Genomic DNA, 12,120 nt, shown 5'->3' with positions numbered 1-12,120 from the left:
ATATCACTCGCTTCACATTCATGCTATTTGACCGTAATCGCCGCGACTTTAGCCACAATTTGTTTGCGTATCGTTGAAAGTTTGACCGCTCGTTCGGGTTGCCAAGGCATTGGACGCAGTAACGATATCGCTTTAATACCCAATCTTGCGGTCAGAATACCCACACCAAGCCCCTGTCCTGCGCGTGCAGACAATTTTCCCGCCAGATCCATAGAGAGCAAATCCATACTAGCATCAATGGCTAACTCACTCGCACCTGCTGCCGCCATATTGACTAACGTTGACTTAAACAGCTGTAGACGAGACCAGTAACCTAATTCGATGCCATACACATTAGCGAGGCTGTCGATCATCTTAAAATTTCGCCAAGCCACCAACAACATATCCGCTACCGCAAGTGGGCTGATCGCCACCAGCGCAGCAGATTCTGTGGCATGCTTTGAGACAATCTGTGTCGCGATTTTATCTTGTTCGGCCACCACCATTGCATCATACATGTCCAAGACTTCAGCATCGCTGTGCGATCCATTCACCACATTGACCCAACGATCGTAACTTGGTGAATGTGGAGCAATGCCACCTTGCTTGGCCAAGTTTTGACAAAAGCTTTTCCCTTGTCCGACGCTATCACTTTGCAGTAAGGCTTCACTTTGTTCTTGCACAGAAAAATGATTACGCAGCGTGCGCAGTTTCCACAACTCTTTACCAATGGCGCCAAGGCCCAAGGCTGCAAGTGCTGAGATAAAACCGGCCCAGCCTAACGCCAGCCAGTCGGCGGTTTGAATGGCACTGATCACCGTATCAATCGCTTGCCAAGTAACTAAACCAGAAAAAGTTCCCAGTAAGCCGACACTTAGCCATTTTCGTCCTGCTTTAGGACGAATAATATGATCGAGCTGTTGCTCCCCTGCCGATTCCTGACCCTGTTCGAGTTCATTCGGTATCGCACTCGGCACAAACTTCTCTGACGTTTGAAATTGAATTTGTGCGGTTAATTCATGATCAGACTGCGATTCGCGTTCGAGCGGCTGATCAAAAATTTGTTTCGATTTAAATTCGCTCATTTTAATTTATCTCCAATCAACAACTCTAAAGCTTTGTCGATACGAATGTGCGGTAGCGGCTCATCTTGTTGACTAACTAACGGTTTGAATGCCGTAAATTCAAAACCTTTTTGTTGCCAATATACCGCAGATGGTAACTTGCGCGGAACTTCACCAGGATAAACGGTGATCGGTTGCCCGGCCATAGTCGTGCCTTGAATCGCTGGAATCGATTGGTCACCCTGCGCGATAAATCCGGTTTGCGTAGCTTGAATTGAAGCCATGCTGATACAGCTCATCTCGATATTTTCAAACGAAGCGCTCTGCCATGCTGGGTGAACCATCTGTTGCAACAATGACACCAAGTTCGGGTGCTGATCCGGTGTGACATGGTCTGCTTTGGTGGCCGTAAACAAGATTTTATCGATACGCGGTGCAAATAGTCGCTTTAACAACGAACTGCGACCATAGCGAAAGCTATGCATGATTTGCTCAAGGGCATCACGCATATCCATAAACGATTCATAGCCAGCATTAAGTGGCTGCAAGCAATCCACCAGCACGATTTGGCGATCAAAAGTGGCAAAGTGATGTTTATAGAACGCTTTAACTACCTTGGTTTGATATTCATGATAACGCGCTTTCAACATCGCAAGATTACTGTGCTTATCCACTTTCATTTCCGCATCAAAACGGCATGGGAAAAACTGTAGCACCGGAGCACCTTCAAGCTCTCCGGGTAAAACAAAACGCCCCGGCTGCACCCAATGCAACCCATTGTCTTTACAGTCGTGCAGGTATTGAGTGTACGTTTGTGCAATCTCAGCTAACTGACTTTCACTCACTTCAGCGGCTAAATCCAAACGTTCTAACTGTTCAAGCCACGGTTTTGCGAGCTCTAAACGTAAACCTTTCAAGGCCGTAAACTGGCTTTGGCACCAAGTGGCAAAATCCATATCGAGCAATGGCAGATCAAGTAGCCACTCGCCCGGATAATCAATAATGTCTAGATTGAGTGTCGCAGTGCTACCGAACAACCTTTTGCTTTTCTTGCTCGGTTTGTATTTCAGCGCAAGGCGGATCTCGCTCACATCTCTTGTCGGTTCAGGCCAATTAGGTTCATCGCCTTGTAATTGCGTCATTGCTTGGTCATAGGCAAAGCGTGGCACCATCATATTGGTTTGTGGTTCTCGCTTTGCTCCTACAAGTCGCTTGTCTCTACTGGCGCTCAATAACGGCAGTTGACTATGAGTAGAAGTATGAAGGAGTTGGTTAACAAGTGAGGTGATAAAAGCGGTTTTACCTGCGCGTGACAACCCCGTTACCGCGATACGCACATGCGAATCCATGCTACGGTGTAAAAAATCGTTCACTTCTTGCTGAATATTCTTCATTGAATCTCTCGTTAACGGATAACTGTACCTAGGGTAACCAATACAACATTAATCTTGGATGAACAAAAAAACCTCTGAGGTTCATCAGAGGTTTAATGTATATCATAGTCACCCCGAAAGGCGCAGTGTTGTTATTGGCTAATGCTGGCTCGGATTAATCATCTTCGATCAGTTTAAAAATGACAAATAGTGCAATCTCAAGTAAGACAAACAACACACAAGTGATGGTGACATACTTAACGTCGAAGATACTGATCCCATGAAGGATCAAATCGTAGCCAACAAACGCACCAACTACAGCGGCAATGATGATTTGTAGAATTTGGATAAAGCGAGGCATTGCGCTCCCCCTGTTATTTGGTCTTGTGAAAGTTGAGGCTCCCAAGTCGCTTCGAGATGCTTGGCTCAGTGAAGCGTATCTCCTACCTGCCTCTTGGAGCCACTAGGGTATAGATAGTATATAGACAAAAAGTGCAGCTTTCGCGGCACTTTTGTCATTTTTTTAGCAATTTATTCAGTATCTTGACTCAATCAAGTTCCATTTCTTGGATTTTTACCTTCCAAGTATCTGGCCCAATCTGGTGGGCATTGGCACCATTTGAGTCCACAGCGACGGTCACAGGCATGTCTTCAACTTCAAATTCATAGATGGCTTCCATACCCAGATCTTCAAACGCCACCACGCGCGCTTTCTTGATTGCTTTCGCAACTAAGTACGCAGCGCCACCCACTGCCATCAGGTACACCGCTTTGTGTTGTTTGATAGATTCAACCGTTGCAGGGCCACGTTCCGCTTTACCAATCATGCCCATAATGCCCGTTTCATTGAGCATCATATCAGTGAATTTATCCATACGCGTTGACGTCGTTGGGCCTGCCGGACCGACCGCTTCATCACCCACCGCATCAACAGGGCCAACGTAGTAAATGAATTTACCTTTAAAATCGACGCCTTTTGGCAAGCCTTCACCGCTTTCTAACATGCCCTGAATACGTTTGTGCGCCGCGTCACGACCCGTTAAGATCTTGCCTGATAGCAATACCGTCTCACCGGTTTTCCACTCTTCAACATCAGCCTGCGTTACTTCATCCAGATTCACGCGACGAGTATTTGCGCCCGCTTCCCACGTAATATCAGGCCACTCTTCCAACTTCGGCGGCGTCAATTCTGCCGGGCCGCTACCATCTAAGGTAAAGTGCACGTGGCGAGTTGCCGCACAGTTAGGAATTAAACAGACCGGTTTTGACGCTGCATGCGTTGGCGCGGTTTTGATCTTCACATCGACAACCGTTGTTAAGCCGCCAAGGCCTTGCGCACCAATTCCGAGCTTATTAACACGGTTGAAAATATCCAAACGTAGCTCTTCTTCTGCGTTTTGTGGACCTCGGTCAATAAGCTCTTGAATGTCGATGTGTTCCATCAACGATTCTTTTGCCAGAACGGCGGCTTTTTCAGCGGTGCCGCCAATACCAATGCCCAGCATACCTGGTGGACACCAGCCTGCCCCCATTAACGGTAAGGTTTTTTCTACCCATTCAGCGACATCGTCTGATGGATTGAGCATCACCATTTTGGTTTTATTTTCACTGCCGCCACCTTTGGCGGCAATTTGAATCTCAACCTTATCACCCGGCACCATGTTAATGTGCACGACCGCAGGCGTATTGTCTTTGGTGTTAATACGTTTGCCTGCAGGGTCCATCAATACTGAAGCACGCAATGGGTTATCTGGATTGGTGTAAGCTTCGCGCACACCCGCATCCACCATTTGTTGAACGGTCATATCAGTGGCGTCCCATTGCACAGCCATACCGATATTAACGAAGCAAGTAACGATGCCAGTATCCTGACAAATTGGGCGATGACCTTCCGCCGACATACGAGAGTTAATTAAAATCTGGGCGATCGCATCCTTAGCCGCCTGACTTTCTTCGCGATGATAAGCTTTTTCCAGCGCTTGAACGAAATCGAGCGGGTGGTAGTAAGAAATATATTGCAGCGCATCAGCAACACTGCTGATCACATCCTGTTTGCGGATTATAGTCATTACTTGCCTCTTATTTGCTTCCGTTTATTCCCACTTTATTTAAACGTTTGCTATCGAACCATCTGAACGAGTAGCCATCACCTTTATTCAAAGTAGCGGGTTATGATTTGGTTATGATACTCTTGCTTTCCTCAACGCGCTACGAAGTGAACGATCTCTTTGTCACAAATTAAACAAATGAATAACAGCCAATCAAATTGCTTACAAATCAAACAGATTTATTACTCTTCTGACCTAGCTTGCACCCTGTTTGCACCTATTGCACAGCAAAATTGGGCAATGTTACTGCGCTCAGCATCTTCGCAACATGTCGATAGCCGCTATGATATATTGGTCGCAAATCCAATGGTTAAATTGACTACTTTTGGTCAAACAACTTTGGTGAGCGAACAAGACAAGCAATATTATTCAGAGCAAGACCCATTTAGTTTAATTACCCATATCCAAAAGACCCATTTGCCCGATTGTAATTATGACGGCGAACTGCCCTTTGTCGGCGGTGTTTTAGGCTACTTTTCTTACGATTTGGGCCGTCGCGTAGAGAATATTCCCACCTTAGCGAAGCACGATTTAGCCTCACCGGATATGGCCGTTGGTCTTTATGATTGGGCAGTGATCGTTGATCATCAGTTGCAACAAGCTTGGGTGGTAGGAAACAACACTGAACATCATTGGCAGTGGCTACAGCAACAAGCCGACGAATACAACGTGGCAGATCAACCTTGCTTCCAATTACAGGGCGCATGGCAATCTAATGTCACCAAAGCGGAGTACCGAACTCGCTTTGAGCAAGTACAAGAATACCTTCTCTCCGGTGACAGTTACCAAATTAACCTTGCTCAGCGCTTTAGCGCGCCTTATCAAGGTTGCGAATGGCAAGCTTATCAAAAGCTAGAGCAAGTGAACCAAGCGCCGTTTTCTGCCTTTATCCGCACCGAACACAGCGCTATTTTAAGTGTCTCTCCAGAACGATTCTTGCAAGTCACCGGAAATATGATAGAGACCAAGCCGATCAAAGGAACCCGTCCCCGCTTTGAGGACCCGGCGTTAGACCAAGCCTCCGCTTTTGAACTCTCCACAGCAGAAAAAGATCAAGCAGAGAACCTAATGATCGTTGATCTACTGCGTAACGACGTGGGTCGAGTGGCCAAACCCGGTAGCGTTCATGTACCTAAGTTATTTGATATTGAAAGCTTTCCTGCGGTGCACCATCTGGTGAGTACCATCCAAGCAGAGTTAGCAGACGGATACTCGGCTATCGATCTATTGCGTGCCAGCTTTCCGGGAGGTTCGATTACTGGCGCACCAAAAGTCCGCGCAATGGAAATCATTGAAGAACTTGAACCTCATCGTCGCAGTGTCTATTGCGGCAGCATCGGTTATATCAGCCGCCATGGCCGAATGGATACCAGTATTACCATTCGCACCTTGGTCGCTGAAGAGGGTCAATTGTATGTTTGGGCGGGAGGTGGCTTGGTGGCGGACAGCCAATGTGACGCAGAATATCAAGAAACCTTAGATAAGCTCAGCCGAATTCTGCCAGTTTTGGCAAGCTAAGCATTAAATCCATTTCTCAATCATCAATTTCAAATCAGCAGCGGTATAAGGCTTGGTCAATATGTCATCCATACCGCTTTCAATGCACTTTTGCCGCTCTTCCAACGTCGTTCCCGCCGTTAACGCGATAATTGGCCGAGTGTATTGATGTGTTCGTAAATATGACGTCGCCTCAAATCCATCCATTTCAGGCATGCGACAGTCCATAAAGACCAAATCATATTGGCCATGTTTGACCGCTTCTATCGCTTCCAATCCATTTTCGGCTAGGTCGGGTTCTATCGAGAATTTCTTCAGCATCTGATTGATAATAATTTGATTCATTCGAATATCATCAACCACTAGAATAGATAAACTCTCAAGAGATTGGGCACTGCGTTCGCTGCCTAGTTGCGCGTCATTCACCTCAACTTCTGGTGCCAGTTCAAGTGGCAATTCAATGTAGAATGTACTCCCAGCCCCAAGCTCGCTTTCAAAGTGAATACTGCCTTTCATCAAGTCGACTAAGTTTTTACAAATCGCCAGCCCTAGCCCAGTTCCTTCAAAGCTGCGCTTTGCGGTTCGATCAACTTGCACAAACGGGTCAAACAGTTGGGCTTGCGCCGTTTCTGGGATACCGCAGCCTGAATCAATAATTGAAACGCTCAGCACACCATTGCCCCAGCGAGCAAATACCTCCACCTTACCTTCTGAGGTAAATTTAATCGCATTACCGATCAGATTCACCAGTATTTGGCTGATGCGCTCGAAGTCCGCAAGAAAAGCCACTGGCATGGCTGGGGATTGCTCAATCAGAAATGAAATCCGCTTCTCCTGAGCTCTGGGAGAAAAAATCCCGTTAAGCATATTTTTGAGTTCATCCCATCTGAAACGCGTCGGGAATAACTCCATCATGCCGGCACTCATTTTACTAAAGTCGAGCAAATCATTGATGATGTGACGCAGCAGATCACCCGAGTGGGTTAAATTGGTCAGCAGATTAGATTGCTCGTTGGTGAGGGGGGTATCTGAAAGCAGCTCAGCACTGCCCAACAAACCATTCAGTGGTGTGCGCAATTCATGGTTAATCATCGCAACGAACTCTTTGGTCGAACGCTCTGACTCTTCTGCTCGTTGTCGAGCCTGTAATGTTTTGGCAATCATGAGTTGCCGCCCAATCGCACTGCAAAGCAGTTCGACCACCAAGGTCATCTGGCTGGAAATGAAACGTGGTTCGATATCAGTCAGATCAACATCAACACAAAGCGATCCAATGACGTTACGCTCCACTTCAAGCGGCAGACGTATGGTATTGCCTTGCCAAACCTCTCCTTCGCCTAGCGATTGTTCAAATGAAGATTCGCTGCAACCAAATTCACTCGCAATTACCGTGGTTAAGGTCTCTGGCTCTAAGTTAAGGCGCATGCCATAAATAAGCGAACAGGCCTGCAAACGCTCTAAGAAGCTTGAAAGTAGCCCATCATCGAGAGTGCGTGTTAAGAATGCTCGGCCAAAGTGGATTAGGGATTCACTGATATGCCCTTCGAACTCCAGTTTCTTGAGGCCTTGCAAGTTTTGGCTTTCTAATTGACTAAGAACCAACTTGAGCTGTTGATTTGCTTCATACAACTCTAGGCTCTTTTGCTCAAGCAACAACTCAGCTTGCTTTCGACGAGCCGTCTCCCGAGCCACTTTTCTCTCCAAGTGCCCACTACTATCCATAAACGTTAGTCAACCAAAGTGAGGTAGAAGCGTACATGGCTATTGTCGGCAGTTTCACTGGCCATCTTAATCTCAAGCTGTTCGTTAAAATGATCAGCGCAGCCTTTCACTAAGCCAAGACAAACATGAGACATGCAGCGCGCACTTTTATAGTCAAAAACCATTTCGGTTTCTGTTTCAGAGATAAATTCAAATTTCGGCGGGTTCGCTTCGGCGTATAGTTTTTTTACTTCGATGTGAATGTAGTCTTCCACCAAGCGCACAAACTGGAACGAGTTTTTGCATTCACCTAAACTGGATTTATTAGGCAGCACGTCGTATAGATTAAGAAACACCGACTGGCCAAAGACTTGCTGCAAATCCTCGGCAGAAATTCCGGTTTTTTGGCTCAACAACACAATCAGTTTAACCAAATGTCGATGGTCATAACTGCCTACTGAGGTATAGACGCCCTCATCATCCGCATCCAACAAAAGCTCATCGAGCAGCTCAAGCCCAAATTTTTCTTCAACCAAATCCATAAACTCAGTAAATATGATTCCTTTCATTTCCCTGCCTCTTTTATTGTGCTTTTATAGCAAGTGGCCTGCGAGATACCTAGCAGCTAACGCAGACTCCGTCTTGTCGTCGTTAAATGTGTTCGCTAACCTTTAAATATTACTCCAAGCATGATCCATAAAACTGGCTTTTTCAAATACCTATAGGAAGTTAATGTGCGAATACCATCAAGCCGGCAACAACTGATTCAACGTTTTTCATTACAACAACCGATCGCTTATCATCGAGAGTCGCTAAAAAGACTCGATCATCTGCAAAATCATACATTGCGAAAGGCAGCGGTGTTAATCGGTTTTATCGAACGTGACAACGGCTTACATATTCTTTTTACTAAGCGTGCAGCCCATCTAAAGCACCATCCGGGGCAAGTCAGCTTTCCTGGTGGCAAATATGAACATACTGACGGTGTGTTGCGTAATACCGCATTACGCGAAACGGAAGAAGAGATTGGGATATTGTCGCCGCATATTGAGATTTTTGGTCAAATGGCAGAACTGCCAACCATTAGCCAATTTTCAGTGACGCCTTACCTAGCATTTATTGATGCTAACTATGCGGCGGTGATCGACCAAAACGAAGTGGAAGCGGCATTTGAGGTTCCAGCCGAAGTCATACTGAATCCGAGACAGCTACATAGCCACTCTTTTTCCATCAAACAGCAACACCATCGAGTGTTCGCCATTAACTATCAGCAGCATTTTATTTGGGGAATGACGGCACAAATCATCCATGCATTACAGAATCATATTATGCATCAATGTTAATAAAGGCAACGATTGGTCAACAATTACTCACATTAGTGAAATCAACGCTCAACTCCGCAAACGTTTCCCTTGGACAAAATAACGTCAGCTTATCCAGTTGATAAGTTTTTCTAATGCGTCACATTAAGATAAATCAGGTGTGGCACGTCATTTTCGTGACAATAAACTCCTTTTTGGAATATCATATTATCAGTCCCATCAATTTGTGATTTAGATCTAATAATTGTGCAATCCTTTTGTGCAGAATTGCACGCAACTTATTACCTGTTCCCAAAAAATGAGTATCCCAATATGAGTTCTACTACTTCATCGGCATCTGCCGTGCAATCGTCTAGTAAGTTTACTTACAAAGACTTCACATGGTGTCTATCGCTTTTCGGTACTGCTGTAGGTGCTGGCGTACTATTTCTTCCAATTAAAGCTGGCGCTGGCGGTTTCTGGCCATTAGTTATGCTAGCCCTAATCGCAGCACCAATGACTTGGTTTGCACACAAGTCTCTAGCTCGTTTTGTACTTTCTGCTAAAAATCCTGAATCAGATATCACTGATACTGTTGAAGAACACTTTGGTAAAACTGGCGCAAACCTTATCACTTTCGCTTACTTCTTCGCTATTTACCCTATCGTTCTTATCTACGGTGTTGGTATCACAAACACAGTTGACTCTTTCCTAGTTAACCAAATGGGCATGGAATCAATTCCTCGCTGGTTACTGTCTGGCGCGCTTATTGCTGCTATGACTATGGGTGTAGTATTTGGTAAAGACCTAATGCTTAAAGCAACCTCTGCAATGGTTTACCCATTGGTTGTTATCCTACTAGCACTGTCTGTATTCCTTATCCCTGATTGGAATACATCAATGGTTGAAGTTGCACCTGATTTCAGCACAATGCCTATCGTTGTATGGTTAGCGATTCCAATCATCGTATTCTCATTCAACCACAGCCCTGTTATTTCTCAGTTTGCTAAAGAGCAACGCATGAACTTTGGTGATGACGCAGTTAAGAAAACTGACGCAATCACTGGCGGTGCGGCAATGATGCTAATGGGCTTCGTTATGTTCTTCGTATTCTCTGTTGTTCTGTCTCTATCTCCAGAGCAGCTAGCAATGGCACAAGAGCAAAACATCTCTGTACTTTCATACCTTGCAAACGTACACGACAACCCAATCATCTCTTACATGGGTCCTGTTGTTGCTTTCGCTGCGATTACTTCTAGCTACTTCGGTCACTTCCTAGGTGCTCACGAAGGTCTAGTTGGTCTAATCAAATCTCGTGCTTCTACTCCAGTAAGCACTATTGAGAAAGGTTCACTAATTTTCATCGTAATCACTACTTGGATTGTTGCAATCATCAACCCAAGCATCCTAGGTATGATTGAAACAATGGGCGCACCAATGATCGCGGCTATCCTGTTCCTTCTACCAGTGTTCGCAATGAAGAAAGTTCCTGCGATGGCGAAGTACAAAACTTCTGCACCTGTACAGATTTTCACAGTTATCTGTGGTCTTGCAGCGATTACTTCTGTAATCTACGGCGCTCTTTAATTACCCCTGAAAATCGGGTAGTTAAAAACAAAATATAATGATAATTCTAAGCCTCCCTCTCTAGGGAGGCTTGCTTTTGAGGTAATCGATATGATTAGTGTTTTTGACATCTATAAGATCGGTGTTGGTCCTTCTAGTTCACACACTGTAGGCCCAATGAAAGCGGGTAAAGAATTTATTGATGATCTTCGTTCAATGGGAAAATTGCGCGACATCACTAAAATCACCGTTGACGTTTATGGATCACTATCACTGACAGGGAAAGGTCACCACACAGATATCGCTATCATCATGGGTCTTGCTGGCAACACCCCTGAGAAAGTAGATATCGATTCTATTGCTGGCTTCATCGCTCGCGTAGAAGAAACTGAACGCCTTCCTGTTGGCATGCACTGTCACACAGTATCGTTCCCTAAAGATGGCGGTATGAACTTCCATACTTCTAACTTATCGCTACACGAAAACGGCATGCAGATCCACGCTTGGATCGATGACGAAGTCGCGTACTCGAAAACCTATTACTCTATCGGTGGTGGTTTCATCGTCGATGAAGAAAACTTCGGTAAAGAAGAAGAAAACCCAATCAAGGTTCCTTTCCCGTTCACAACCGCTGAAGAGCTTGTGGACCAGTGTAAAGAGCATGGGCTTTCTATCAGTGCTTTGGTTATGAAAAACCAAGCGGCTCTACATTCAGATGAAGAGTCTCGCACTTACTTTGCTAACATCTGGAAAACCATGCGTGAAGGTATGGAACGCGGTATGAATACTGAAGGTATTCTTCCTGGACCACTACGCGTACCTCGCCGTGCAGCGGCACTGCGTCAACAGCTATTAACGTCAGAGAAAACCTCTAACGATCCAATGGCTGTGGTTGACTGGGTAAACATGTTTGCTTTCGCAGTAAACGAAGAGAACGCAGCTGGTGGCCGTGTTGTTACTGCACCAACCAATGGCGCGTGTGGCATCATCCCTGCGGTACTGGCGTACTACGACAAGTTCATTCAAACCGTGACAGAGAAAGATTACATCCGTTACTTCGCAGCTTCTGGCGCGATCGGTGGTCTTTACAAGCGTAATGCTTCAATCTCTGGTGCGGAAGTTGGCTGTCAAGGCGAAGTGGGCGTAGCATGTTCTATGGCTGCAGCCGGTCTTGCTGAGCTTATGGGCGGTAGCCCAGAGCAAGTATGTATGGCGGCTGAAATCGGTATGGAACACAACCTAGGTCTAACTTGTGACCCAGTTGCTGGTCAGGTTCAAGTACCATGTATCGAGCGTAACGGTATCGCAGCGGTAAAAGCGATCAACTCTACTCGTATGGCACTACGTCGTTCTTCTGCTCCAACCGTATCTCTAGATAAAGTTATTGAAACTATGCTAGAAACCGGTAAAGACATGAACGCGAAATACCGCGAAACGTCTCAAGGCGGCCTTGCGATTAAAGTTATCTGCTAACTTTAGTAGTGATCCGCTGTCAAATTATCCGTGAAAACATATTTTATTGATAATTAAG

10 protein-coding genes are annotated in these 12,120 nt (G+C 45.6%); 4 read left to right on the top strand and 6 right to left on the bottom strand.

Annotated elements, in window-relative coordinates:
- Positions 1-23: 23 nt before the first annotated feature.
- The 4 genes from RH85_RS13225 to RH85_RS13210 all read right to left on the bottom strand — a co-directional run bounded on the left by RH85_RS13225 (position 24) and on the right by RH85_RS13210 (position 4,485).
- Positions 24-1,064: a YcjF family protein gene (locus RH85_RS13225; RefSeq protein WP_006713044.1), complete on the bottom strand. Its 1,041-nt coding sequence runs from the start codon at positions 1,062-1,064 to the stop codon at positions 24-26.
- The gene (locus RH85_RS13220) at positions 1,061-2,437 is read right to left on the bottom strand and encodes a YcjX family GTP-binding protein (protein WP_006713042.1); all 1,377 of its coding nucleotides are present in this window, start codon (positions 2,435-2,437) and stop codon (positions 1,061-1,063) included. Before RH85_RS13220 ends, RH85_RS13225 begins: the two co-directional genes overlap by 4 nt.
- 154 nt (positions 2,438-2,591) lie before the next feature.
- Positions 2,592-2,777 (bottom strand): hypothetical protein, encoded by a 186-nt coding sequence (locus RH85_RS13215; protein ID WP_006713040.1) that lies wholly within the window; start codon positions 2,775-2,777, stop codon positions 2,592-2,594.
- 187 nt (positions 2,778-2,964) lie between these two features.
- Positions 2,965-4,485, bottom strand: a complete 1,521-nt coding sequence (locus tag RH85_RS13210; RefSeq protein WP_006713034.1) for a fumarate hydratase — start codon at positions 4,483-4,485, stop codon at positions 2,965-2,967.
- 177 nt (positions 4,486-4,662) lie between these two features.
- On the opposite strand from RH85_RS13210, the gene pabB reads away from it, so the two are divergent.
- Entirely contained in the window at positions 4,663-6,042 is a 1,380-nt protein-coding gene (gene pabB, locus RH85_RS13205) for an aminodeoxychorismate synthase component I (protein WP_006713032.1), read from the top strand.
- 3 nt (positions 6,043-6,045) lie between these two features.
- On the opposite strand, the gene RH85_RS13200 is transcribed toward pabB, so the two are convergent.
- A complete protein-coding gene (locus tag RH85_RS13200; protein WP_039949032.1) occupies positions 6,046-7,743 on the bottom strand; it encodes an ATP-binding protein in 1,698 nt (565 codons plus the stop codon).
- Positions 7,744-7,748: 5 nt separating this feature from the next.
- Positions 7,749-8,291 carry a heme NO-binding domain-containing protein gene (locus RH85_RS13195; RefSeq protein ID WP_006713030.1) on the bottom strand — a complete coding sequence of 181 codons (543 nt, stop codon included), beginning with the start codon at positions 8,289-8,291 and terminating at the stop codon, positions 7,749-7,751.
- A 165-nt stretch (positions 8,292-8,456) separates the two neighbouring features.
- Here RH85_RS13195 and RH85_RS13190 point away from each other — a divergent pair, with 165 nt between their 5' ends.
- The 3 genes from RH85_RS13190 to RH85_RS13180 all read left to right on the top strand — a co-directional run bounded on the left by RH85_RS13190 (position 8,457) and on the right by RH85_RS13180 (position 12,062).
- Positions 8,457-9,065: a CoA pyrophosphatase gene (locus RH85_RS13190; protein WP_006713028.1), complete on the top strand. Its 609-nt coding sequence runs from the start codon at positions 8,457-8,459 to the stop codon at positions 9,063-9,065.
- Positions 9,066-9,356: 291 nt separating this feature from the next.
- Positions 9,357-10,610 (top strand): aromatic amino acid transport family protein, encoded by a 1,254-nt coding sequence (locus tag RH85_RS13185; protein WP_006713026.1) that lies wholly within the window; start codon positions 9,357-9,359, stop codon positions 10,608-10,610.
- A 90-nt stretch (positions 10,611-10,700) separates the two neighbouring features.
- A complete protein-coding gene (locus RH85_RS13180) occupies positions 10,701-12,062 on the top strand; it encodes an L-serine ammonia-lyase (RefSeq protein WP_006713023.1) in 1,362 nt (453 codons plus the stop codon).
- Positions 12,063-12,120: the final 58 nt, after the last annotated feature.

Origin of the sequence: Vibrio ichthyoenteri ATCC 700023 (assembly GCF_000222605.1) — a bacterium.
Classification (GTDB): Bacteria; Pseudomonadota; Gammaproteobacteria; order Enterobacterales; family Vibrionaceae; genus Vibrio; species Vibrio ichthyoenteri.
This window is presented reverse-complemented; position numbering and strand designations above follow the sequence as displayed.